Source organism: Arthrobacter stackebrandtii (assembly GCF_017876675.1).
GTDB classification, from domain to species: domain Bacteria; phylum Actinomycetota; class Actinomycetes; order Actinomycetales; family Micrococcaceae; genus Specibacter; species Specibacter stackebrandtii.
The window spans coordinates 1483483-1508222 of the sequence record NZ_JAGIOI010000001.1 but is presented as its reverse complement, the minus strand read 5'-3'; the positions used below and the strand labels follow the sequence as shown (position 1 = coordinate 1508222).

22 protein-coding genes are annotated in these 24740 nt (G+C 63.4%); 11 read left to right on the top strand and 11 right to left on the bottom strand.

Annotated features, from left to right (window positions below; all coding sequences use genetic code 11):
* Positions 1 to 10 precede the first annotated feature (10 nt).
* The 5 genes from wecB to JOF48_RS06220 are packed head-to-tail and all read left to right on the top strand — an operon-like array spanning position 11 to position 6570.
* Complete coding sequence (gene wecB / locus JOF48_RS06240; RefSeq protein WP_209678512.1) at positions 11 to 1192, top strand: non-hydrolyzing UDP-N-acetylglucosamine 2-epimerase; 1182 nt, start codon at positions 11 to 13, stop codon at positions 1190 to 1192.
* A 5-nt stretch (positions 1193 to 1197) separates the two neighbouring features.
* On the top strand, positions 1198 to 2421 hold the full coding sequence (locus tag JOF48_RS06235; RefSeq protein ID WP_209684214.1) for an MFS transporter: 1224 nt from the start codon (positions 1198 to 1200) through the stop codon (positions 2419 to 2421).
* Positions 2418 to 3692 (top strand): FG-GAP repeat domain-containing protein, encoded by a 1275-nt coding sequence (locus JOF48_RS06230; RefSeq protein ID WP_209678510.1) that lies wholly within the window; start codon positions 2418 to 2420, stop codon positions 3690 to 3692. The genes JOF48_RS06235 and JOF48_RS06230 overlap by 4 nt, the downstream gene beginning before the upstream one ends.
* Positions 3689 to 5386 carry an FAD-binding oxidoreductase gene (locus tag JOF48_RS06225; protein ID WP_209678508.1) on the top strand — a complete coding sequence of 566 codons (1698 nt, stop codon included), beginning with the start codon at positions 3689 to 3691 and terminating at the stop codon, positions 5384 to 5386. Before JOF48_RS06230 ends, JOF48_RS06225 begins: the two co-directional genes overlap by 4 nt.
* A complete protein-coding gene (locus tag JOF48_RS06220; protein WP_209678506.1) occupies positions 5383 to 6570 on the top strand; it encodes an acyltransferase family protein in 1188 nt (395 codons plus the stop codon). The genes JOF48_RS06225 and JOF48_RS06220 overlap by 4 nt, the downstream gene beginning before the upstream one ends.
* Positions 6571 to 6885: 315 nt before the next feature.
* Here JOF48_RS06220 and JOF48_RS06215 read toward each other — a convergent pair whose 3' ends face one another.
* The gene (locus JOF48_RS06215; RefSeq protein ID WP_209678504.1) at positions 6886 to 7449 is read right to left on the bottom strand and encodes a hypothetical protein; all 564 of its coding nucleotides are present in this window, start codon (positions 7447 to 7449) and stop codon (positions 6886 to 6888) included.
* 168 nt (positions 7450 to 7617) lie between these two features.
* Positions 7618 to 8499 (bottom strand): helix-turn-helix transcriptional regulator, encoded by an 882-nt coding sequence (locus tag JOF48_RS06210; RefSeq protein WP_209678501.1) that lies wholly within the window; start codon positions 8497 to 8499, stop codon positions 7618 to 7620.
* A 340-nt stretch (positions 8500 to 8839) separates the two neighbouring features.
* On the opposite strand from JOF48_RS06210, the gene JOF48_RS06205 reads away from it, so the two are divergent.
* Positions 8840 to 10228, top strand: a complete 1389-nt coding sequence (locus JOF48_RS06205; RefSeq protein ID WP_209684212.1) for an MFS transporter — start codon at positions 8840 to 8842, stop codon at positions 10226 to 10228.
* 47 nt (positions 10229 to 10275) lie between these two features.
* On the top strand, positions 10276 to 10608 hold the full coding sequence (locus JOF48_RS06200) for a hypothetical protein (protein ID WP_209678498.1): 333 nt from the start codon (positions 10276 to 10278) through the stop codon (positions 10606 to 10608).
* A gap of 384 nt (positions 10609 to 10992) precedes the next feature.
* Here JOF48_RS06200 and JOF48_RS06195 read toward each other — a convergent pair whose 3' ends face one another.
* From JOF48_RS06195 to JOF48_RS06185, 3 genes are all read right to left on the bottom strand, one after another.
* Positions 10993 to 11202 carry a helix-turn-helix transcriptional regulator gene (locus JOF48_RS06195; RefSeq protein WP_209678495.1) on the bottom strand — a complete coding sequence of 70 codons (210 nt, stop codon included), beginning with the start codon at positions 11200 to 11202 and terminating at the stop codon, positions 10993 to 10995.
* Entirely contained in the window at positions 11199 to 11609 is a 411-nt protein-coding gene (locus tag JOF48_RS06190; RefSeq protein ID WP_209678493.1) for a hypothetical protein, read from the bottom strand. Before JOF48_RS06190 ends, JOF48_RS06195 begins: the two co-directional genes overlap by 4 nt.
* 119 nt (positions 11610 to 11728) lie before the next feature.
* Positions 11729 to 12508 carry a MerR family transcriptional regulator gene (locus JOF48_RS06185; RefSeq protein ID WP_209678490.1) on the bottom strand — a complete coding sequence of 260 codons (780 nt, stop codon included), beginning with the start codon at positions 12506 to 12508 and terminating at the stop codon, positions 11729 to 11731.
* Positions 12509 to 12658: 150 nt separating this feature from the next.
* Between JOF48_RS06185 and clpB the strand changes: the two genes are divergently transcribed.
* Positions 12659 to 15274, top strand: coding sequence for an ATP-dependent chaperone ClpB (clpB, locus tag JOF48_RS06180; RefSeq protein WP_209678487.1), 2616 nt, complete (start codon positions 12659 to 12661; stop codon positions 15272 to 15274).
* A gap of 94 nt (positions 15275 to 15368) precedes the next feature.
* Here clpB and JOF48_RS06175 read toward each other — a convergent pair whose 3' ends face one another.
* Entirely contained in the window at positions 15369 to 16835 is a 1467-nt protein-coding gene (locus JOF48_RS06175; RefSeq protein ID WP_209678483.1) for a hypothetical protein, read from the bottom strand.
* Positions 16836 to 17159: 324 nt separating this feature from the next.
* Here JOF48_RS06175 and JOF48_RS06170 point away from each other — a divergent pair, with 324 nt between their 5' ends.
* On the top strand, positions 17160 to 17390 hold the full coding sequence (locus tag JOF48_RS06170; RefSeq protein ID WP_209678479.1) for a DUF3073 domain-containing protein: 231 nt from the start codon (positions 17160 to 17162) through the stop codon (positions 17388 to 17390).
* 233 nt (positions 17391 to 17623) lie between these two features.
* Here JOF48_RS06170 and JOF48_RS19570 read toward each other — a convergent pair whose 3' ends face one another.
* Complete coding sequence (locus JOF48_RS19570; protein WP_209678476.1) at positions 17624 to 18142, bottom strand: LytR C-terminal domain-containing protein; 519 nt, start codon at positions 18140 to 18142, stop codon at positions 17624 to 17626.
* Complete coding sequence (locus tag JOF48_RS06160) at positions 18139 to 19056, bottom strand: D-alanyl-D-alanine carboxypeptidase family protein (protein WP_209678474.1); 918 nt, start codon at positions 19054 to 19056, stop codon at positions 18139 to 18141. The genes JOF48_RS19570 and JOF48_RS06160 overlap by 4 nt, the downstream gene beginning before the upstream one ends.
* A gap of 161 nt (positions 19057 to 19217) precedes the next feature.
* On the opposite strand from JOF48_RS06160, the gene JOF48_RS06155 reads away from it, so the two are divergent.
* Positions 19218 to 19910, top strand: a complete 693-nt coding sequence (locus JOF48_RS06155; protein ID WP_209678471.1) for a response regulator transcription factor — start codon at positions 19218 to 19220, stop codon at positions 19908 to 19910.
* Complete coding sequence (locus JOF48_RS06150; RefSeq protein ID WP_209678468.1) at positions 19910 to 21427, top strand: sensor histidine kinase; 1518 nt, start codon at positions 19910 to 19912, stop codon at positions 21425 to 21427. Before JOF48_RS06155 ends, JOF48_RS06150 begins: the two co-directional genes overlap by 1 nt.
* A 123-nt stretch (positions 21428 to 21550) precedes the next feature.
* Here JOF48_RS06150 and purM read toward each other — a convergent pair whose 3' ends face one another.
* The 3 genes from purM to JOF48_RS06135 form a co-directional block, all read right to left on the bottom strand.
* Positions 21551 to 22699 carry a phosphoribosylformylglycinamidine cyclo-ligase gene (gene purM / locus JOF48_RS06145; RefSeq protein ID WP_209678465.1) on the bottom strand — a complete coding sequence of 383 codons (1149 nt, stop codon included), beginning with the start codon at positions 22697 to 22699 and terminating at the stop codon, positions 21551 to 21553.
* A 12-nt stretch (positions 22700 to 22711) separates the two neighbouring features.
* Positions 22712 to 24274 (bottom strand): amidophosphoribosyltransferase, encoded by a 1563-nt coding sequence (gene purF, locus JOF48_RS06140; RefSeq protein WP_209678462.1) that lies wholly within the window; start codon positions 24272 to 24274, stop codon positions 22712 to 22714.
* Between the two features lie 80 nt (positions 24275 to 24354).
* Positions 24355 to 24723 (bottom strand): hypothetical protein, encoded by a 369-nt coding sequence (locus JOF48_RS06135; RefSeq protein ID WP_245346423.1) that lies wholly within the window; start codon positions 24721 to 24723, stop codon positions 24355 to 24357.
* Between the last annotated feature and the right edge of the window lie 17 nt (positions 24724 to 24740).

Genomic DNA, 24740 nt, shown 5'->3' with positions numbered 1-24740 from the left:
GAGAGAAGCCATGAAAACCATTGGAATCGTCTTCGGTACACGCCCCGAAGCTGTGAAGTTCGCCCCCATCATCCACGCCCTGATCCAGGACTCCAGGTTCCGCCCGGTCCTGATTTCCACCGGCCAGCACCGCGAAATGCTTGACAGCACGCTGGAGGAGTTCGGCATCACCCCTGACGTTGAACTGCGCATCATGAAAGAACAACAGACCCTCTCACAAGTGACCCACCGGATTCTTGAGGGGCTGTGCGCCGGAGATCATATGGAAGGCCTGGATGCCGTCATGGTCCATGGAGACACGGCTACCACACTCGCCGGTGCACTGGCAGCATTGCACCGCTCCGTCCCCATCATTCACGTCGAAGCCGGTCTCCGGAGCGGCAACAACAACTCGCCGTTCCCTGAAGAAGTGAACCGGAAGCTCGTGGCGCAGATCGCGGCCCTGCATCTGGCCCCGACCCCGGGCAACAGTGCCAACCTGATCCGCGAAGGAGTCCGGGAACATTCGATCGTTGTCACCGGGAACACCATCGTCGATGCGCTGCAATGGGGAATGAACAACCTTGGCGGGTACGGGGAACCGGCCCTGGCGGATCTGGACGATGATCCCCGCAAAGTGATCTTGTCCACCACCCACCGGCGTGAAAGCCACGGCCGGCCGATGAGGGAGATCGCTGCAGCATTGGCCGACATAGCCCGGCGTCGGGAGGATGCGCGCATCGTCGTCCCGCTGCACTTGAACCCGAAAGTCCGTGAAGTCATGGTCCCTGCCCTGGCTGGGATTCCCAACGTGGACATGGTTGACCCGCTTCCGTACTTGAGTTTCTGCAAGCTGCTCCAGCGCAGCGACCTGATCCTCTCAGACAGCTCAGGAGCCGAAGAAGAAGGCCCCGCCTTGGGGAAACCCACCCTGGTGCTACGGGAAATCACCGAACGCAGCGAATCGATCCTGACCGGCAGTTCGCGTCTGGTCAGCCGCAACCGTGGCCAAATCGTCCACGAAGTCGAACGCCTGCTCGATGATCCGAATGCCTACATGGAGATGGCGACCGCAATCAACCCCTACGGTGACGGCAAAGCCACCGAACGCACCATCGCCGCCGTCGCACACTATTTCCGGATGGGCCCGGCCGCAATGCCCTTCGTTCCGGGCGCAGATTTCGTGCCTGCTACAGCACGATCAGCGGCATGACCAGGATGCCGTTGGGCCTGCTTGCCCTCGCAGTAGGAGGGTTCGGCATCGGCCTGACCGAGTTTGTCATCCTGGGTCTGCTGCCGGAGGTAGCCGCGGACTTCGCTGTCAGCATCCCAGTTGCCGGGCACCTGGTTTCCGGCTACGCGCTCAGTGTCGCCGTCGGTGGCGTCGTGGTGACTGCAGCGACGGCGGCCCTCCGCCCCAAGACAGTCCTGTGCGCGCTGATGGTGCTCTTCATCGTCGGAAACCTTCTCTCGGCGGTCTCAGGGGATTACGCCACCATGTTTTTCGGCAGGGTGGTTGCCGCCCTCTGCCACGGAGCATTCTTCGGAATCGGTGCCGTGCTGGCCTCGAACCTGGTTGCCTCAGACCGTAAGGCCAGGGCAATCTCGGTCATGTTCGCCGGGCTGACCATCGCGAATGTCCTCGGCGTCCCGTTGGGGACATTCCTGGGCCAGCAATTGGGCTGGCGTTCCACGTTCTGGGCCATCACCATCGTCGGGGTCATCGCCTTGGCCGGGCTGATCGCCTACGTCCCGGCAAAGGACGCAGCCGAACGCGGCCCCGGCCAGCTCCGCCGGGAACTCGGAGCTTTCACATCCGGTCAGGTGTGGCTGTCCATCCTGGTCACAGTCTTCGGCTTCGGAGCCATGTTCGGCGCGTTCACCTATATCGCGCCCATGCTGACATCACTGGCCGGGTTGCCGCCGGACGCCGTCGCATGGATGCTGGTGATCTTCGGCGCCGGCCTCTTCACCGGAAACATCATCGGCGGAAAAACCGCAGATGGGAACCTAGATAAATCCTTGCTTGTCCTGCTGTCGGCCCTGACCATTGTGCTGTCGGCGTTCACTCTCACCGTCCACAGCCCCGCAGGCTCGGCCGTGACGTTGTTCCTCCTCGGCGCCGTCGGGTTCGCCGCAGTGCCCGGAATGCAGACACGCGTCCTGTCGTTCGCCCACAAGGCCCCAACGCTGGCCTCCGGCGTCAACATCTCCGCGTTCAACCTCGGCAACGCCATCGGCGCCTACCTCGGCGGTACCACTATCGCAGCAGGGCTCGGCCTGGCCTCCCCCATCTGGGTGGGCGCAGCCCTGGCCGTCACCGCTGTCGCCCTCATGGGCACGGCATCGCTGCTGCTGCGTCGAAACCAACCCACCGGGCCGTCCGGCACGCCGGAAACGGTACCACATGCAACCGAACTGACACGAAAGGCTTACTCATGACCTCCCCGGCACTGCCCAAAACCACACCATCGGTGGATGTCACCGAACCAGTGTTCGGCACCGAAACCGTGACGGACTTCCTCCGCGATGGGTACTGGCTCGAAGCCGCTGACATCGACGGGGACGGCAAACCCGACCTGGTCGGCTACGGCCTCAAAGTTGGAGAAATCTACTGGTACAAGAACCCCACTTGGGAAAAGAAGCTTGTGCTCGACAAAATCAAGGAACCCGTCGGCATGGACTTCGGTGACATCACCGGTGACGGGACCACCGACCTGGTCGTCTGCTACCAGCTGTACGGTCCCGGCGGCACCATCCACCACGCCGATCCTGAAGGCGGAAAGATCGACTGGCTCGAAAACCCCGGCAACCCGTCTGAAACCACCGAGAACTGGAAAAGGCATTACGTAGGGCGTGCCATCGGCATGCACCGCCTGCGGGTCGGCCATTTCACCCGCACCGACAAAGTCCAGATCATCGGATTCCCCATCGTCGCCGTCGAAGACGTCCACGCAGTCCTGCCCGTGGTGCTGTTCACCCCCACCAATGACCCCCGCGCCGAATGGGATAAGGAACTCATCAGTGATTCGGACTTCCGCATGATCCACGGCGTCGCGAAAAAGGGTGGACTCATCCCCGGGTCACCGTTGGATTCGATCCTCATGGCCTCCGATGAAGGTATCACCTGGCTCTACTACGACCAGGACAACCTCGCTTGGGCGTGGGAGCATATCGGCGACGGCGAGGAAAGCCAGTTCGAGAAAACAACCTTTAAAGGCAGTGGTGACGTCGACGGCGGACGGGTGGGCGAAGACCCGCTGGCCTACGTCGCTGCCATCGAACCCTTCCACGGCAACACCGTGGCAGTGTATGTTCGCAGCGGCGGAGACACCCAAGCTACCGGCTGGACCCGGCACCTGCTCGATATTTACGGGGACCCAAACGAGAACGGCGAAGGGCCCGGCCACACCGTCATGTGCCGTGACTTCGACGGTGACGGCGACGACGAATTTCTCATCGGACTGCGAGGTCCCGAACCGTGGCAAGGCGCATATTACTACAAGGCCGTTGACCTGGCCAAGGGTTTGTTCTTGAAATGGAAGGTCTCCGGGGAGTCCATCGCTCGGATTGTCGCCGGGGACTTTACCGGCCGCGGTGTGGAAGACTTCGCGACCATTTCCTACTCGGTCCAGCACTACTTCGTTGCTCCCCGAGCCGAAATCACCCTGCACCCGAACAACACCGTCCAACGTGAAGGAGCCAACTCATGACGACCACCGAAAAGAACGGTGTCGGCCGTAGGTTTTTCATGGCTGGCTCAGTAGGCACTCTCGCGGCAGCTTCATTGGCCGCCATCGGGACAGCCAACGCCCCGGAAGCCCATGCGGCCTCCGGTTCGGCCGTTGTCCCTGACGGCTCCGTCATCAAATCCGGGGACTCCCGTTACATGGACCTGATGACGGGCAACAACCAGCGCTTCGTCTCCAACCCGGATTACGTCCGGCTCATCACGAGCACAAAGGACGCCGAGGCCGCGGTCCGAGAAGCGGTGCGCACCGGAAAGAAAGTCTCTGTACGAAGCGGCGGGCACTGCTTCGCTGATTTCGTCTGCAACCCATCCGTCCAGGTCATCCTCGACGTGTCCCCGATGAACGCGGTCTACTACGACAAAAAGATGGGCGCCTTCGCGGTGGAGCCCGGCGCGCGACTGATGAACGTCTACGAAACCCTCTACAAGAACTGGGGCGTCACAGTTCCAGGAGGTATCTGCTACAGCGTCGGTGCCGGCGGCCACATCGCCGGCGGCGGCTACGGCCTGCTGTCACGCTCACACGGACTGGTCGTGGACCACCTCTACGCCGTTGAAGTTGTGACCGTGGACGCCCGCCGTAGAGTCCGCACCGTCACAGCAACACGGGACGACAAAGGCGAGCTCGGTGACCTGTGGTGGGCGCACACCGGCGGGGGCGGCGGGAACTGGGGCATCGTCACCAAATACTGGTTCCGGTCCCCGGGCGCCCAAGGAAAGAACCCTTCCGAACAACTCGTCAAAGCCCCCTCCACCGTGCTGGTGAGCGCCATCTCCCTCCCTTGGGACCAACTGGACGAAACATCGTTCCGGCGCCTCATGACCAACTTCGGAGCATGGCACGAAAAGTACCGCCAACCTGGCACCCCGGAATCGCATCTGAGCAGCCTGTTCAACGTCAGTTCCAAGGCCCACGGAAGTCTGGGAATGTTCACTCAGATAGACGCAGCATCCCCGGACGCCAAGGGCGTCATGGAACGCTATGTGGCGGCCGTCCTTGACGGGGTCGCCATCACCGCCGAACCCGTGGAGAAGCCCAACGGGGAAATCCCGGCTATGCCGGAGTTTTTCAAGACCCGGGAAATCCCATGGCTGCAAGCGACCCGCCTGGTGGGGACCGACAATCCGGTCATCACCAACCCCACCAGCCGCGGCGCCCACAAATCGGCATACCTGAACCAGAAGTTCACCGATGACCAGATCGCGGTACTCTACCGCCAGATGACCCGGCCCGACTTCACCAACCCGAACACCATGCTGGTCCTGTTCTCCTTCGGCGGCCAGGTCAACGCCGTCGCCCAGGATGCCACAGCCAACGCCCAACGGCAGTCGGCCTTCAAATTCTGCCTCCAAACATTCTGGCCGGAAGCCGCCGACGACGACTTCTACCTTCGCTGGGAGCGGGAAACCTACGAAGGCATGTTCAAAAACACCGGCGGCGTCCCCGTCCCCGGAGATCAACTGGATGGCTGCTACATCAACTACCCGGACGTCGATGTAGCCAACTCCGATCACAACAGCTCAGGTGTTGGCTGGCAGACCCTCTATTTCAAGGGAAACTACCCCCGGCTCCAACGCGCCAAGGCCAGCTGGGATCCAACCAACTACTTCACCCACAGCCTCGGCATCGAACTCCCGACAGGCAGTGCCTCATGACCGCCCCAGTCCCCGAAGCTACCACCGCCCGTCCCCGCCTCAGTAAATTGCCCTCCCTGACCGGGCTGCGGTTCTTCGCCGCGCTGCTGGTGTTTTTCTTCCACATCACCTTGTCCAACTCACCCATCCCGCCCAACGACCCCATCAATCCGTTTGCAGATGCGGAGCTCGGATCCACCCTGGAATGGCTGGTCAGTAAGGCAGGGTACGTCGGTGTCTCATTCTTCTTCGTCCTGAGCGGTTTCCTGCTGGCTTGGGCATCCAAACCCGGCGAACCGAAGCGACAATTCTGGCGCCGCCGGCTACTGAAGATCTTCCCCAACCATTTGGTCATGTGGGTGCTGTCGATGATCCTGTTCGCAGCCGCCATCAACCCACCGCTTGGCTGGATCAGCAACCTATTCCTGGTGAACTCGTTCATCCCTGACGCCGCCGTCTACGTAGCGGTGAACCCACCGTCATGGACCCTGAACAGCGAACTGCTCTTCTACATGCTGTTCCCGCTGCTGATGGTCCCCATCCGGAAGATTCCCGGCACCCGGCTCTGGGCTTGGGTGTGGATCATGGTCGCTGCGATGATCGCCGTTCAACTGGTCACCACCTACCTGATCCCCGCAACACCTGTTTCGGCCCTGACGCCGATCTCCGAGGCGCAGTTCTGGTTCGGGTATATCTTTCCGCCCGCCCGTCTGATCGAATTCATTCTTGGCTCTATCTTGGCCCGGATCGTCCTGTCCGGGCGCTGGGTTCCTTTGAAGCTGTGGCACATCCTCGTCCTGTGCGTCGCCGGATATGCCGCAGCGATGGTTGTCCCGTTCGTGTACTCCTTCAACGTGGCCACCATCATCCCTGTCGCGGCGACCATCTGCACCGTGGCGACCCGAGACATTGCCGGGCGAACTGGCTTCCTCGGATCCAAACCCATGGTCTGGTTGGGGAACATCTCCTTCGGCTTCTACCTGTGCCAGGGCGTGGTGATCTTCTACGGCCGCATCCTGCTTGGCAACGAGGTGTACACGACACCTGTCGCCTGGTTGGTGGTAGCTGGGTTCTTCGTGGCGACGCTGTTGGGTGGATGGGCCCTGTACGCCTTGGTGGAGAAGCCCGTCATGGACCGGTGGGCCCGGCCCCGACCCAAACCAGTTCAGCCAGAACCGGCTCAGGCCACCATTACAGTGAGTTAAGGAAGTAAGTAAAAGAAGGTCCGATCCATTGAACTGCTCCCCGAAAGTTGGACTGAGAATTCAGTTCTGACTTGCGGGGAGCAGTTCACATCACGATCGGGCCTTCTTTTTACGCTGTCATTATTGGGGGCTTGAACCGGTCGAAAACAAAGCCACCGCCTCCGTCAACATGGTGTAAGCGAGCTGCGCCATTACAGCGATGTCGCTCATTCCCGTCATGAGCCGGACCTCCGAGACGCGCATAGCGACTTCACGCAAGAACTGCCGATGCGGCACATGCAAGGTTGCCCATTCCCGCCCGTGAGCCAGTCCACTTCACATCCGCCAGCCTAGCTCGCCGATATTGTCGCCCTTACACCATATCTCCTTGTCTTCGGTCATGGCGATGGAACCAAACGAAGGAATCCCGCCCAGAACCCTGGAACGGTCGAGTCCATACTGCACGATGAGCGATTCCATCGAATCACCCCGAGGCTCCGCCGGGGGTTCTTCGGCCAGGCAGGCCAGTACATGGCGGGTGATCCGCTCATTGCGTTGTTCGGGTTTCAGCAACCACAGGGCATTGGTAGCGCCCTCGAGGCTGCCCCGCAGCAAGGTGAAGGGGGCATAGGTATTCAACGCATTGGCGAGTTGAAGGGATGCCCGCAGGGAATGGAAATGGTCAATGGAGACCAAGAGATGGCGCGACACGGCGTGCGAGAGAGGGAAAGGAACGGTCTTTTTGTCGTCGCCTCCCAACGAAGAACGCTCTTCGACACCCCGCAGCTTGATGGCTCCGTCAACGTAGAACACGTCGATCGAGGCAAAGATTTTGGACAGTTCGGCCCCCGCACGACGCACGTCATCAGGGGTTTCACTACGTCCTTTGGGCCATGCCACCTGGTGTGCAGTGATCTTGTCTGTCCCTCCTATGTATCGGCTGACGAGCTGTCCTGATACAGGGGAACACACAAACTGCCCGCCGACCCAAATTGGTTGGTCGGCGGGCAGTTTGACCCTGGAGCCCTTCCTAGCACCGAGACCGCAAGGGGCGGGGGAGCGCCTCGGCTACTTGGCGGCGAGGTGTTGGGCTTCGCTGGCCACACCAGCGTCGCTGGAAGTGAGCAACTGCAGTGCTTCGATCGCGGGTGTCCCAGGATCAGCGGTGTACATGAGGATCCGGTGGCCTGATTCATCGGGCGGCGTCAGGACCTCGAAATTCAGTACCAAATCGCCTACCTCCGGGTGGTGCATGTACTTCAGCCCCGACATGCAGTTCTCCACCGGGTGCCGTGCCCACAGGTTCGCGAATTCTTCGCTGTTCATGGTCAGTTCACCGACCAGCGCAGCGAGTGCCGGGTCATCGGTGGAGCGGCCCGCTACCAGCCGTAGCGATGACACCGCGCGTGTGGCTTCCTCAAGCCATCGCGTGTACAACTCACGCGTGTGACGGTCCAGGAATAGCAGCTGCGTCATGTTAGGCCGCGTCGTAGGCGTTTCCGGGGCAGTGAAGTCCAAGTGACCAGCGACGAGTCGGTGACCAATCCGGTTCCAGGCCAGTACTTCGCTGCGACGTCCCAAGACGACGGCGGGTGTGTTGGACATTGACTGGATTAGCCGCAACGTGCCTGGCCGTACCTTATCGGGCTTAGTCAGCGTCCGCCGTTTGGTTCTGCCTGGCCGGGCCAGGTTGAACAGGTGCGCGCGTTCGTCGGTGTTCAGGTTCAGGGCTCGGGCGATGGCATCGATGACCGCCTCGGAGGCGTTGTTGCTTTGTCCCTGCTCCAGCCGGGTGTAGTAGGTGTTGCTGACTCCGGCAAGCATGGCAAGCTCTTCCCGGCGGAGGCCGGGTACCCGGCGGATGCCGTAGTTCAGAAGGCCGACGTCTTCTGGCTGTAAGGCAGCTCTTCGGACACGAAGGAACTCCCCAAGTTCACTTAGATTACTCATGCGCCCCATTCTGCCGGTCTTCTCCGTCTATGTCCTGTCCCTGCCAGTGACACGCTAAACGTCAAGACACATATACGTACTTGTGATATGTACTTGTGATAAGACAACGGCACCGAAGCAGGGTAGGCAGCATTCCGCCTGTTACTCTCAGGGGTAGGCAAGAGGGGGTGTGGTTGATCCCCGGGAATTCCGTGACTGTGGAGATTGTGAAGATGCCGCCATGGGCGGCTACACCCTCCAGAGAAGGATCACCGTAATGACCACCCAACCGGATGTCACCACAGGACCCGGCGTCCCACCCTCGATCGAAGCCATACCAACGAGTGCGCCGGTGGGACGCATGACGGGCCGGCAGCGACTGGCACTGATTGTCCTGCTGGCGGCGAGCTTCACGCTTGCCGTGGACTTCTCCATCCTCAACGTAGCTCTCCCAGCCATCGGCACCGATGTCGGCTTCAGCTTGGAGAACCTCCAGTGGATTGCGACGTCATTCGCACTGTGCGCCGCGGGACTGACGTTGCTGTTCGGACGTGTCGCCGACATTGCCGGGCGCCGCAAGATGTTCATCATCGGCATGGCCCTGCTTGGGGCAGCGTCGCTAGCCGGCGGCCTGGCGTCGGACCCGGCTTTGTTGCTTATCGCCCGCGTCGGCCAAGGCATTGCTACGGCCATTGTCGTTCCTGCTGCACTGTCGTTGCTGCTGGCGTCCTTCCCGGAAGGCCCGTTGCGCGACAAGGCCCTCGGCCTAAACGGGTCACTGATGGCCGCGGGCTTCACGACCGGCGCTATTCTCGGCGGACTCCTGACGGACCTGTTGAGCTGGCGGTGGGCGTTCTTCATCAACGTACCCGTAGCTATCGCAGTGCTCATCATCGCCCCCGTCGTCCTTGCCGAGAGCAAGCCCACCACGAAGTTGAAACTGGACGTCCCGGGCGCCATTACCGTTACCCTCGGCCTTCTGGCACTTGTCTTCGGTTTGACGAACGCGGCCGAGCATTCCTGGACCAACCCCCTTACTCTGGGTTCCATGGCGGCAACCGTCGTGCTCTTTGTTGCCTTCGTCGCCGTCGAACGACGGGCAACCTCACCGCTGGTGCCGCTGGAGATCTTGAAGCGCTCCACGGTCGCGTGGGGCAACATCGCCGGCATCCTTGCTTTCGTCACCGAAACATCCCTGGTGTTCTTGCTGACCCTTTACTTGCAGCAGGTCCTTGGCTACACCCCGCTTGGTGCCGGTCTGGCCTTCGCAGTGCTGGGCCTCGGCACCGTACTCGGTGGCATCCTCGGACCCAAGGTCATCGGACGGATCGGCAACAAGAAGACCATCGTCTACGGATTTATTGTCCAGGCGATCGCCACTGGGGCCCTCGTACTCCTCAGCACGGACCCGGCATCCATTGGCCTGGTGCTGGTTGCCACATTCCTCGGTGGAGTTGCCAACCTTGTCGTGATCGTCGGTTTCATGGTCACCGCCACCTCCGGTCTTCCTGAGGATGAGCAGGGCCTGGCTACCGGCCTTGCCACTATGAGCCAGCAGATCGGCATCACGATGGGTATCCCGATCATGAGCGCCATCTTCACCGCCCAGATTCTGGCCATCGGAAACAACCAGGCCGATGCAGTCCTCAGCGGCGTCACCACAGCCATTTGGGTGAATGCGGGCCTGTGCCTGCTCACAGCCGTGGCCGTGGGATTGTTACTCAAGAAACCGGTGAAGTCTGGAGCCTGATCCCTTACTCCGGGCCGTCGGCCCGATTCGAGCCAAGGCCCCACCAGGTGAAGCGAGACTCGGTTGTTTCTATGGCGCTGGCATTCAGGGACGAATCAGCTGTAGGTGACCTGCAGCTGAAAGCAGGGACAGTATCGGTTTTCCGTACTGCGCTCGATCTCGATCCGATGTCCGCACTTGAAGTAGATGTGACTGCCGTCTTGGGCGTGGAGGTGCCGCCGTTGTCCGTTCCTGTAGAGGTCCTTGATGGCGTGCGGCGCGTTCACTTATCGTTCCTCAAATCGATGTCCGAAGATCAGGCGTTTATTACAACGATGGCAAGCTTGGATCTGCTGATACAGCATAATGACATCGCGACAATTAGTGCGCCCGTATGGTGATTTGAGACAGTGTTTTAGGAGTATCTGTTGCAAGTCTAATCGTCGTAAGGTCAGTCCGGAGTGAGGTGTGTCAAGGATCTGGGACAGTTGGTACGGTTCTTTTTGGTTGGGCAGCAACGAGTTGGTGCTGGTTTTGGGTGGTGAAGTTGGCCATGGCTCGCCCCCGCCTACGAAACCCCACCACCGCATGCGCCACCTCAAAGACGACAAAAACAAAAACGGCCAACGCCGCACCATCAACGAACCCGAACGCCAACACATCACCCTGCGCGGCTGGACACCCCAACCAAACCCCGACGGCCGCGTCGGATGGATCACCCCCACAGCGTCGATGGAATCGAACCAACACAAGACGGCCATGCCCAGCCAAACCCGGGACGAAAGCTACTCGTCCTGGTTTTCCTCGCTGAAAATGAACAGGTCTTCGATGGTGGTCTCAAAAGTCCGAGCCAGCCGGAAGGCCAGTGGGAGGCTCGGGTTGTACTTACCGCGTTCCAGGGCAATGACCGTCTGGCGCGAGACCCCCAGGGCGGAGGCTAATTGTTCCTGCGACCAGCCGGCGGACTTCCGTGATTCGGCAATCTGGTTCTTCACGCAGGTTCTTCCGCAAGAAGGGCGCGTTGTGCGCGGTGGTAGCGGAACCAGAATGAGGCAATGGCAAGAGAGATGGCAGCCAGCAGGGAGAATGAAGCGAATGCTGAGTCGGCGAAAATCACCACCGCCGCCAGGGCTGCCACCAGTATCACCAGGGTGTCAACGTAGGCCGCCGACTGGGCTCGTGTGGACATCTCCTTCTCGAAGCTGCCCTCGGTCTGCTCCAGCGTCCGCGCCTGGTGGCGCCTCTTCAGGAACATGACCGTCGGCCCTGTCGCAAAAACGACGGTTCCGGCGAGGATGCGCGGCGCCAAGTCCAGGGGCGGTTCGACGGCGTTTGCCCACCCCAGCAGGATGGCCAGCGCTGCAAGTGCGATGGCGAGGACGCTGATGACTTGTTTCTTCATGCTCAACTCCGATGCTCCAATAAAGTAAAGCAACCTTGACATTGTCACCAGGGTAATGTCAAGGTTGCTTTACTTTTTGGCGCCCAAGCACGCGGCCGGCCTGTCGGGTTCGGGCGGTTCTACAGCTCCCGCTCCGCGTACAGGCGCAGGGTGTCGCGAACGAACTTGGCGCCCTCAAGGCCGCCGTAGTTCGCGGCAAAGCGCTCATCGGCAACGTACATTTCGCCCAACCCCAGCACATAGCTGCGAATATCGCCGCCCGGAGTTGCTGCTGGCGTTCCCGGAACCGATGCCAGCCACTCAACGTGCCGCCGCGCCAGGTTCTGTGCCACTGCGGAGTCGGCCGTGGTGCCACTGGCCAATGCGGCAATCCAGTCCGCGTTCAGCGCCGCAACGAGGTTCTTCCACTCTGCCTGTTCGGCAGGCTTCTTCCCCTTCCACCATGCGTCGCTGCGGGCATAGGCTTCCTTGCCCCAGCGCTGCTCCACTTCTTCCTTGTGAACGGTGTGGTTAAAACCGTCCAGCATGTCCTTTGCCATGATTTCCTCTCCCGCAGCCTCTGCTGCAATGGTCTTTTCAACTGACGCGATGAGCCGCGACAGCCGTTCCTGTTCGCCCCGCAGCAATGCAACGTGGGTGCGCAATGCCGCTGCCGCCGAACCTTCCTGCGCCAGCACCTCGGCGATGGCCGGCAGTCCGAGTCCGAGTTCGCGCAGCAGCAGAATTCGCTGCAGCCTCACCAGTGCGCCCTGGTTGTAGTGCCGGTACCCGTTGCTGGCAATCCGGCTTGGCTGCAGCAGCCCGATCGTTCCGTAGTGGCGCAATGTCCGGCTGGTGGTTCCTGCAAGTGCGGCAATTTCCTGGATCGACCAGTCGGTCGGGGCCTCATTGGTGCTCATGTCAGAAACTCTAAAGGTTGACGCTGCGTCAATGTCAACAGCAATTTCGCCCACGGAAAAATATCGGGAATAAGATCCCCCAACTCGAAGTTGAGCGTAGTAGACTCAACTTTACGAATAGTGAGTCGCCCATCAACGAAAGGATCTCTCTTGGACGCCAAATTCACCACGAAGAGCCAGGAGGCTCTTTCCGCCGCCGCCATGAACGCCTCCACCGCCGGCAACCCCACCGTGGAGCCCGCGCACCTGCTCAAGGCCCTCATGGACCAGCGCCAGGGCGTGGCCGTCGCCCTCTTGAAGGCCGCCGGCGTCGACCCGGATGAGGTCAGTGTCGGTGCCAGCACGGCCATTCGCAACCTCCCGTCGTCGTCAGGCACGTCCGTGGCCCAGGCCCAGCTCAGCCGCAACACCCTCCTCGCGGTGCAGGCTGCACAGCAGGCCGCCGAGCGCATGGGGGACAGCTACGTTTCCACTGAACACCTGCTGTTGGGGCTGTCGGACGACGCCGGAGCAACAGGAAGTGCCTTGCGCCAGGCAGGTGCCACCCGGGCCGCACTCGATGCCGCGCTGCCGAGCGTGCGCGGCGACGGCAAGGTCACCACGCCCGATCCGGAGAACACCTTCGAGGCCCTGTCCAAGTTCGGCGTGGACATGACTGCCATTGCCCGCTCCGGCAAGCTTGACCCCGTGATCGGCCGCGACGCGGAGATCCGCCGCGTGGTGCAGGTCTTGAGCCGGCGCACCAAGAACAACCCCGTGCTCATCGGCGAGCCCGGCGTGGGCAAGACAGCCGTCGTCGAGGGCTTGGCCCAGCGCATGGTGGCCGGCGACGTGCCGGAATCCCTGCGCGGCAAGACCCTCATCAGCCTGGACCTGTCTGCCATGGTGGCCGGGGCCAAGTACCGCGGCGAGTTTGAGGAGCGGCTCAAGGCTGTCCTGGAGGAAATCAAGGCCTCCGACGGGCAGATCGTCACGTTCATCGACGAGATCCACACCGTGGTTGGCGCCGGTGCCTCCGAGGGTGCCATGGACGCCGGCAACATGCTCAAGCCCATGCTGGCCCGCGGCGAGCTGCGCCTGATCGGTGCCACCACGCTGGATGAGTACCGCGAAAACATTGAGAAGGACCCGGCGTTGGAGCGCCGCTTCCAGCAGGTGTTCGTGGGCGAGCCCAGCGTCGATGACACGATCGGCATTCTGCGTGGGCTGAAGGAGCGCTACGAGGCTCACCACAAGGTGGCCATCGCGGACTCCGCCCTGGTTGCCGCCGCGACCCTGTCGAACCGCTACATCAGCGGCCGCCAGCTGCCGGACAAGGCCATCGACCTGATGGACGAGGCCGCGTCCCGGCTGCGCATGGAGATCGACTCCGCACCGGAGGAGATTGACCAGCTGCGCCGCGCCGTGGACCGCCTGACCATGGAGGAGCTGGCCCTGAGCGGGGAAAGCGATCCCGCCTCAATTGAACGCCTGGAAGCGCTGCGCGCCGACATGGCTGACAAGAAGGAGGAGCTGGCCGGGCTCAACGCGCGCTGGGAGGCCGAGAAGGCCGGACTTAACCGGGTGGGTGAATTGAAGGCGAAGCTGGACGAGCTGCGCTCCGTGGCCGACAAGGCCCAGCGGGACGGCGACCTCGAGCAGGCCTCGCGGATCCTCTACGGTGAAATGCCCGCCCTGCAGCGCGAGCTGGAGGCGGCCGCCGCCGAGGAGGAATCCATCGACAAGCCCGAGTTGATGGTGGCTGAGGAGGTCACTGCCGATGACATCGCAGAGGTCATCTCCGCCTGGACCGGCATCCCCGCCGGGCGCATGCTGCAAGGTGAAAGCCAGAAGCTGCTCCAGATGGAACATGTCCTGGGTTCACGCCTGATCGGCCAGTCCTCCGCAGTGACGGCAGTTTCCGACGCCGTCCGCCGCGCCAGGGCCGGCATCAGCGACCCGGACCGCCCCACGGGTTCCTTCCTGTTCCTGGGACCCACGGGCGTTGGCAAGACGGAGCTGGCCAAGTCGTTGGCCGATTTCCTCTTCGACGACGAACGCGCCATGATCCGCATCGACATGAGCGAGTACTCGGAGAAGCACTCGGTCTCGCGGCTGGTCGGAGCCCCTCCGGGATACGTGGGCTACGACGAGGGCGGGCAGCTGACGGAGGCCGTGCGCCGTCGTCCGTACTCCGTGGTGCTGCTCGACGAGGTGGAGAAGGCGCATCCGGAAGTCTTTGACATCCTTTTGCAGGTGTTCGACGACGGCCGGCTCACCGACGGGCAGGGACGCACTGTCGACTTCCGCAACGTCATCATCGTGATGACCAGCAACCTCGGCTCGCAGTTCCTAGTGGACCCCTCGCTGAACGAGGAGCAAAAGCACGCGGCCGTCATGTCCGTCGTGGAGTCCTCGTTCAAGCCGGAGTTCCTGAACCGCCTCGACGAGATCGTCATGTTTGATGCGTTGAGCGTGGAGCAGCTCTCGAAGATTGTTGACCTGCAGGTGCAGGCCCTGGCTTCGAGGCTGTACGAACGCCGCCTGACCCTGGAGGTGAGCGATGCCGCCAAGGCGTGGCTGGCCCTGACCGGCTACGACCCCGCCTACGGCGCCCGCCCGCTGCGCCGGCTCGTCCAGCGCCAGATTGGCGACCGTCTCGCCAAGGAAATCCTGGCCGGGACCATTATGGACGGGGACACCGTCCTGGTGGACGCGGCCGCCGACTTCGACGAGCTGGACATGGACTCGGCCGGCAGCGCCGGATTGACTGTCAGCCGAAAGTAGTCCGGACGCCTGTGCACAAAAAAGCTTGGACCCTGCACTGCAGGGTCCAAGCTTTTTTGCGTCGGGAGGTGCGGCACAAGCGATGCCGCCCGGGTTACTGGGTCAGCGTGGTGTCCAGCTTGTTTCCGCCACGAGAGTCATGCACCATGCAGTCGACCCGGCGGTCATCCTTCTCGGTCCACGTTGTCTCCGTCGGGTAGGCCGTGGTCTGCTTCAGGGTGGTCAGTGCCGCTGCTTCCGAGGTGTACTGCACGCCCTTGCACACTTGGGCGGCCTTGGCCTTGAGCTCGGCCACGCCAGGGAAGGCCTCGTCAACGCCGTAGTAGAAAGTGGCCACGAGCTGGGCGTTGTGCGGCGTGCTGCACCGGACCACGTCGGCGGCGGTGGAGGTGTCCTTGAAGTCCTTCAGGCAGTCGCCTGCCATCCAGTCCAGCGGCGACACATTCGCAACGATCAGGGCAGTGTTGCCCGCAGCCGTGGCGCTGGGCGTCGCAGTTGGCTTGGCTGACGCTGCCGCCGAGGCGGCGGTGGCGGCCGGAGTGGCTGCCGTCGATGCTGTCACGGACGCACTGGCCTGGGCCGACACCGTGGCACTTTGCTGGATGCTGGCCGCGGCCGCGCCTGTGGATGCAGCGTTGTCGCCGCCGTTGAACAGGCCCACGAGCAGCATGATGAAGGCGATCAGCAAACCCAGCCCAACAATGACGATTGCGGCCACTGTCAGCAGCTTCCTCGAGTTGGTTTCAACGACGGGAGCGCCATCCGCGTCTGGCCCGGACGCTGCGGTGCCACGGCCGTCGGCGGAACCGGGCGGAACCGTGCCGGCCGGATAAACCACGGGCTCCGGGGTGTCGGCTGCCGGAACCGCGGGGCCCTCAACGCCGCCACCGGCCGCTGCAGCCGCCTCTGCGGCATCGGCCGCGTTGCGGGAAATCTGCGAAGGCGACTGCCACTGGTCGCCCTTGGGTGTCCACGGAGTGCCTGACTGCTCCCAGCGGGCCTCGGGACGGCGCCAGCCGTGGCCGTCGTCGATGCCGGGACCAATGTGCACGGGCCCGGTCGGAGGTATCGATGCTGATGCTTCACCTTCAGGTCCGACGGCGGATTCCCCGCCTGCCGCTGTTGCCGGCGCGGCCGGGGTCCCGCTGTCCTGGGCATCACCAGCCGGTGCCTCAGCCCTGGTTTCATCAGGTGCTGGTGCTGGTGCCGGGACGCTCGCATCTGTGCCAGGTCCCGCCGCAACGTCCGCACTTTCACTGACCTCGATCGGGGTGCCGGAAGCGGCAGCCTCCGCGGCCTCGGCGGCGGCAGTCGCGGCAGCCCCGCCGTCGAACGTCTCCGCATCTGACGACACCGCCAGGGCGGCCATTTCCGCCTCATGCTCAACCGCTGCGGCCTCCGCTTCTGCGGATTTCAGGTCCACCGACTCGGCCACATCCTCGCTGATCTCGGCTTCGCCAAGGCTGGGGGTGCTGATTTCCGGCTCCACGGGATCGGGGACGGTGGCCTCGGCGGGCTCTTCGGGGATGCCATGATCGTTGGCTTTGCTGCTCTCGTTCATGGGACCAACCTTCCGTGATGCACTGCCTTAAGCGCAAGATCCAATGCGTTTGATGGGGTTCTGAGGGTGTTTAGTGACACTTTGCGGCATCCTGTGGCACGCGTTTCGAGCGCCGAAATGCTCGCCATATACGTGACTCTACCGAATAACGCGCGTCCCGCCGCCCTTTCCCCGCGTTTGGCTGAGGGCAGAACGGCACAAAGGGGACACGATCGCGGCAGAACTAATGTAATCTAGGAGTACGACAAATTGACCGAATATTCCGGAGCCTCGCTCTTAGCCCGAGCGACCACCTCCGGTCCAAGTGTAAAAGGGGGTCACGCCATGGGGCGCGGCCGTCAAAAGGCGAAGGCAACCAAGCAGGCTCGGGACATCAAGTACTACTCCCCGAACACTGATTATTCCGCTCTGCAGCGAGAGCTCGGTGGAGCATCTCGGCGAACTTCGAGCCATCACAGCGATGTACCGGCTGAGCCGGACTATTCGGCGTACGAAGACAAGTATGCGGATCAGTTTGAGGACGACGACGATGTGGACTCCCGCCGAATCGGCTAGGTAGTTCCCACTCGAGCACCAAACGCAGCAACCCCGCACGACCGGCAGCACTTGAGCTGCCGCGACGTGCGGGGATTTTGCTGTTCTTGGATTTAGTGCAAGTACCGCAGCGATCACGCTTTGAGGTGCCGGGAATCCGGGGATATTCGGCCAGGTAGGGGTCTTTCCGCTTCCGGTCGGGTCCATCGCCCGCGGCGCCCACTCTGCGGCGCCTCCGCGCTCCGTGCCGGTGCTCAGGGCGTCGGTGCTGGAGTGCCGACCGAGCAGCGCAGCGTGCCCATTCCGCCCACCGGTGCGTCCGCCATGGCAGGCTTCTCGGATGTGAGGTAGAGGCTGGTGCCGGCTTCGCCGTCTTCCAGCAGAAACACAGACCGGGGAAACAAGCCCTGGAGGGCCATGGCCGGGGCGAGATTCCCGGAGGGGGCAGTGATGACGACATCGGCCCCGGACGCAGCCAGCTCGGGAGCATCCCTGTTGCCCACCGACTCCACGGTGATGCCGTGGGCCTTGAGCCGCGTGGCCATGCCGGCCGCCAGCCCTTCCACGTGTGCGGCATTGTGAATCTTGACCGACAATCCAGCCAAGGGTGCCGCTTCGATGCCCGCGGTGGGACAGGCGGGAGGCGGAGCGGGGAGGATCTTCGAGGCTGCCGAGTTCAGGCCGATTCCGGCAACGGCCGCAATGGCGCCGGCAAGGACGGCGGCGGTGCCAAGGAACACGGTGACAGCCAATGCCCCTGACCGCTCCGTCACTGGTGCTGCCCCACGGGTGCGACGGACCCGCCGACGGAGTCCAGCAGCCGCCGGGCCGCTTCCATGGCCGTGGTGGAGGACTTTCCAGCCCCCATGACAGCGCCTACCACCATGGTCGGCACACCCTTGAGCGAAACCTGGGCGGCGAACATGAACACGCCGCCGGCCTGCGGACTGGTTCCCGTCTTCAGCCCCACGATCCCGGAGGTTCCCAGCAGGGTGTTCGTGTTGTGCACCGGGCCGTATCCGGGAATCACTGCTGATGCCTGAGCTGCGATTTCAGCAATGACGGGTTCGCCCATGGCGGCTCGGGCCAGCAGTGCCAGGTCGCCGGCCGTGCTGGTGGTGGTGGGTGAGAAGCCGCTGGCATCGCTGCCAATGGTGGTGGAGTCCATGCCCAGCGACCGCACCAGTTCGGTGGCCGCTGCACGGTACGCCTCCATGGAGCCAAAGGCCCACAGCGCCATGGAATCCGCCACATTGTTGGCCGACGGCAGCAGCATCGCCTCAAGCATGGCGTACTGGGTCATGACCATCCCGTCGTGGACCAGCAGGGAGCTTCCGCCTTCCGCGACGGTGCGTTCGTAGCGCTCCACATCCCCTGCATCCAGGGCCAGGGACGGCCCCTGCTGCCCGGCCGCGAGCGGATGCTTCGCCAGCACCGTCAACGTGGTGATCAGCTTCGCCGTGCTGGCCGTGGGGCGGGGCTTGCCGTCGGGATGGTTTACCTCGGGCGTTCCGCCGGACAGCAGGACCAGGCTGCTGTCTGCGGAGGGCCACTCCACCTCCAAGGCCGTTGTTGGCGGCGCAGCCGGCCGGCTGAGGTCCAGTGCCGCACAGCCGGTGACGGCGGTGGTCAGGGCCAGCAGCGCGGCGGTCAGCAGGACCATGAATCGTTGGGTGAATGTTTGCATGATTCAAAGCTAGGAAGGGAATGTCCGGGCTGCTTCCGGCCAGTGTCACCAACGTGTCACAGTTGTGGCGGCGGACCATTTCCCGCGTTGGTGCGGCAAAACCACGCCTACCATGGAGTGAGCGGCACCCGCCGGAATCGACTGCTTTGGAGGCGGACTGCATGGCCAGAATCCTGCTGGTGGAAGACGACCCCGACATCAACGCGGCCTTCCGCCTGGCCCTGGCGCAGCGCGGCCACAGTGTCCACGGCGTTTTCCTGGGGCACGACGGCGTATCCCTGGCCACCGCCGACCCCGCACCCGAGCTGGTGGTCCTGGACCTCATGCTGCCGGACCTTGACGGGCGTGAGGTGTGCCGCCGGATCCGTGAGGTGTCCACCATTCCGATCATCATGATGACAGCGCGCGGTGACGATGCCGACGTCGTGCTTGGCCTGGAATCCGGGGCGGATGACTACGTGGTCAAGCCGGTTGAGCCCTACTTGCTCGACGCGCGGATCCGCGCCCTGCTGCGCCGCTCCTCCCTACCTGCGGCGCCGGTGGGCGGCGGCGACGTGGCGGCCAGCGGCACGCTTGTGCTGGACCGGAAGTCGCTGGTCACCACGAAAAACGGCGAAACTGTGCCGCTGACGGCCACCGAAACCCGCCTGCTGCTCGAACTGTCCAACCACCGCGGGCAGGTGCGCAGCCGGGTGCAGTTGCTGCGTGAGGTCTGGGGCACCGACTACCTGAACGAGTCCCGCATAGTGGATGCCTGCATCCAGCGGCTGCGCAGCAAGATTGAGGACGAGCCCGCCCAGCCGAAGATCATTGCCACAGTCCGCGGATTTGGCTACAGATTCGACGGCGACTGATGCGCCGCTTTCTGTCCGGGCTCGGCGGGAGGCTGGCCATCGCCTGCGCCCTCATCGCGGTGGTGTGCGTGGTGGTGACCGGTGTCGTGATGTACACGAGCGCCCGCAACAACATCCTGCAGGCCGAGCAGGAACGGCGCTTTGACGAGTTCTATGCCATGCGTGTGAAGGCCGAGGAACCCATGCCGTGCCTTCCCGATGAATGCGCCGCGCTGACGGACCAGGACCTCCTCGCCATTGCCAGCGACGGACTCCGGGGTCCGGCCTTGCTGGCCTTGGACGGGACGGCGGACGAACCCGGCGCAGGCTTCGTGGGCTTGTTTCCTGAATCCTTCCAGAACGCCGTCAAGAAATCCGACCGGGTTTCCTGGCTGCGGCAGCGCCATGGCCTCAGCTACGACTTCCTCATTGGCGCACCCGTGACCCTGACCATGCACCCGCAGGAAACCGGGACCCCTGTGGCGCCGCCAGAAACGGCAGCGCCGAAGAGCTCCGCGGCGCCGACGGACCCAACCAGGGCACCCGATATCCGGGCGGAGGGAGAGCGCACGGTCGCTGCCTACCTGTACGCCAGCTATTCCATGGATACACAGCAGCAGCAAATTAACGCCCTGGCGGCCTCCACCATTTGGCTGGTGGCCATCATGGCCCTCGTCGCCGCGTTGGCGGGCGTCGCCCTGGCCCGGTGGATCGCCCGTCCTGTGCGGCAGCTGCGCAATGCCGTTGACAGGCTCGACGCCGGCCACGGCACCTTGGATGTCGACGTCAAGGGAGTGCAGGAACTCACCGGCCTGGTGGAGGCATTCAATGCCGCGGGTCACCGGCTCGAAGCCGCCATGGGAGAACTGACGGCCAAGGAGGCCCAGTCCCGGAGGTTTGTGGCAGACGTTTCGCATGAGCTCCGGACCCCCGTCACTGCCATGGTGGCCATGGCTGATGTGCTGGAAAACGCCTCCGGAGGCGAAGGGCCTGTCCAGGAAGCAGCCGCCGTGACCGCGCGCTCGGCACGCAGGCTGCATGCCATGACGGAGGACCTGCTGGAAATCTCCCGCTTTGACGCTTCCCGGAACACGGTGCAGGCGGAATGCTTCAATGTTCGCAGCCAGGTCCTGGTGCTGTTGGAATCGCGGGGCATGGGACCGGGCGTCCACGTGGAGGCGGACGGGGAACTGCGCTTCACCACCGACCCGCGCCGCTTTGATGTGGTGGTGGGCAACCTCCTGGTGAACGCTGCCAACCACGGCGGTGAGCCCATCAAGGTGCAGGCGTTCAAGGACGGGACCAGCCTGGTGGTGAAAGTCGGCGACCATGGCCGGGGCATTCCCGCGGAAAGCATGGACCGCCTCTTTGACCGCTTCTACAAGACGGACAGCTCTCGCAGTCGCGGCGGTTCCGGCCTGGGACTGTCGCTGGTGCAGGAGAACTGCCGCCTGCTCGGCGGCTCCGTGAAGCTCAGCAGCGCGGGCCACCCAACAGTCTTCACGGTCAGGCTGCCGCCGCAGGGCGCCGCCGGCTGATCCTCGCGCACACAGCGGCGCCCGGATGCAAAAAGGACGGTATTTGCGGAATGGGACGGAGCTATACCCCGGTCCCTATCCGCAAACACCGTCCATTTTCGGGTGAGTCCTGGACTGCTTTGCCTAGGAGGCGTAGTTGCCGACCAGGCGGACCGCGCCGCCGTCAACGCCCTTGGCGCCCTGCGTGTAGTCGGAACCGGTCTTGTCGGAATCCGAGGACTCACGGGTGACGGTACCCATGACCCATGACGGCAGGCCGCGGGAGTTCAGGCGGGCCACTGCATCGTCGGCGGCGTCGGCGGAAACTACGGCCACCATGCCCACGCCGAGGTTCAGGGTGCGCTCAAGATCGGCCAGGGGAACGTTGCCCAGCTGCGAGACCAGGTTGAAGATGGCCGGCAGGCTCCACGTGGAACGGTCCACCGTGCCGATGAGGCCCTGCGGCAGCACGCGTGCCAGGTTGGCAGCCAAACCGCCTCCGGTGATGTGGCTGAAGCCGTGGACGGCCTTTTCCTGCGTGACGGGCAGGTAGCGGGTCAGGTCCAGGCAGTCTGCGGCATACACGCGCGTGGGCTCCAGGAGCTCCTCGCCCAGGGTGCGGCCCAGCTCGGAAACCTGGCGGTCCAGTGCCCAGCCGGCATGGTTGATGACGCGGCGGACCAGTGAGTAGCCGTTGGAGTGCAAGCCCGAGGAAGCCATGCCGATGATGACATCGCCTTCGCGCACCCGTTCCGGACCCAGCAGCAAATCAGCCTCGACGACACCCGTGCAAGCACCTGCGACGTCGTACTCATCAGGGGCCAGCAGGCCGGGGTGCTCAGCGGTTTCGCCGCCGACCAGTGCGGTTCCGGCCACCTTGCAGGCGCCGGCGATGCCGCGGACGATGTCGGCCACGCGCTGCGGGACAACCTTGCCGGTGGCGATGTAGTCCGTCATGAAGAGCGGCTCGGCGCCGACCACGACGATGTCGTCGACAACCATGCCGACGAGGTCGTAGCCGATGGTGTCGTGGATGTCCATGGCCTGCGCGATGGCGACCTTGGTGCCCACACCGTCGGTGGAGGTGGCGAGGTAGGGCTTCTTGTACGTCAGCAGCTTGGAGACGTCGTAGAGGCCGGCGAACCCGCCGAACCCGCCCACGACGGACGGGCCGTGGGTTGCCTTGACGGCTTCCTTCATCAGTTCGACGGCGAGGTCGCCGGCTTCGGTGTCAACACCGGCGCTGGCGTAGGTGATTGCCTGGGCGGCCGAATCATGGGAGGCGTTGGTCATGGCGTCTCTTTCTTACGGATTACTGGCGGTGCGGTCTTCGTCGGTGAGGATGGATTCCATCTCCGAATCAGGACCCGGATCGCAACCGGTGGAAGGGGTGGCGTTGCCGGCTTTGGTGCGTTCGAGCAGGTTCTTGCCCAAACGGTCGCTGCTGGGAAGTTCAATGGGGTAGGTGCCGGTGAAGCAGGCCGTGCACAGGCGTTCGCGCGGCTGTTCGGTGGCGTTGATCATGCCGTCCTCGGAGATGTACTCCAGGGAGTCGGCGCCGATGGACTTGCAGATTTCGTCCACGGCGGCGCCATTGGCGATGAGCTCCGCACGTGAGGCGAAGTCGATGCCGTAGAAGCATGGCCAGCGCACGGGCGGGGAGGAGATCTTTACGTGGACCTCGGCGGCGCCGGCCTCGCGCAGCATGCGCACCACGGCGCGCTGGGTGTTGCCGCGGACGATTGAATCATCCACCACCACGATGCGCTTGCCGCGGATGACGGACTCCAGGGCGTTGAGCTTGAGCTTGATGCCCAGGCGGCGCAGAGTTTCGCTGGGCTGAATGAAGGTGCGGCCCACGTAGGCGTTCTTGACGAAGCCGTGCGCGAAGGGGATGCCGGACTGCTCCGCATAGCCAATGGCTGCAGGGGTGCCGGACTCCGGGACGGGGATGACGAGGTCGGCCACGGCGCTGTTTTCACGTGCCAGCTGGCGGCCCATCTCCACGCGGGATTCGTAAACGGAACGGCCTGCAATGGTGGCGTCCGGGCGGGCCAGGTAGACGTACTCAAACACGCAGCCGGCCGGGGTGGCCGGGGCGAAGCGCTGGGAGCGGACGCCCTCTTCGTCGATGGCGATGAACTCGCCGGGCTCGATCTCGCGGATGAGGCTGGCGCCGATGGTGTTCAGGGCTGCGCCTTCGGAGGCGACAACCCAGCCGCTGTCGAGGCGGCCAAGGACCAGCGGGCGGACGCCGTGGGGGTCGCGGGCTGCGTAAAGGGTGTGCTCGTCCATGAAGACGAAGGAGAAGGCGCCGTGCACCTTGGGCAGCAGCTCCATGGCGGTTTCTTCGAGGGTATGGCCCTCCTTGCCCTGGAGCAGGGTGGTGACAAGGGCAGTGTCGGTGGTGTTGCCCTGCGCCATTTCCCCGGCCGTGGGCACGCCGTAGCGCTCGATGACCAGCTCATGCAGTTCAGCCGAGTTCGTCAGGTTGCCGTTGTGGGCCAGGGCGACCGTGCCGCTGCCTGTTGCGCCCAGGGTGGGCTGGGCGTTGGCCCAGTTGGCCGAACCGGTGGTGGAATACCGGCAATGGCCCACAGCCATGTGCCCGGTCAGCGTGTTCAGTGTTGATTCGTCAAAAACCTGGGAAACAAGCCCCATGTCCTTGTACACACTGATCCGCTTGCCATCGCTTGTAGCGATGCCCGCCGATTCCTGGCCACGGTGCTGCAGTGAATACAGCCCGTAATAGGTTAGTTTGGCAACCTCTTCGCCGGGGGCCCAGATGCCCAGGACGCCACAAGCGTCCTGAGGTCCCTTTTCGCCGGGCAAAAGGTCATGTGATAGTTTTCCGTCTCCGCGTGCCACTAAAAAATTATCTCATGTATTGGCCAAGCCCTCGAACCATGTGTGACGGACGTTATGGGGCCACGCGCACGGCCCTCTGCTCAGGCCGTTTCAGCCGATGCATTGCCGTTGTCGTCAGGGAGCTGCTCCACGACGAGGGTTTCGCTCTTCTTGCGGCCCTGGCGGTCGAGAATCAGCGCCACCACAGCCCCCATGCCCATGCCCGGCAGGATCAGCAGCACGGCAAAAAGACCGAACACGCTCGAGGGATCGAACTGTTCATCGGCCGGGAACATGAACGTGAAAATGGCGGCTGTCACGATGCCTGCCAGGCCGCCGGCCACGAGGAACGGCACATACTTCGGAGCGCGGCGCACCTGCAGCTTGCGGGCGGAGCCCACGGTTTCTGCGGCCCCGGAGGTGTCGGCGCTCGGGGTTGCGGGCGTGGTGTTGTCAGGCTGGGAAGTCATGGATCAAGGGTACCCGG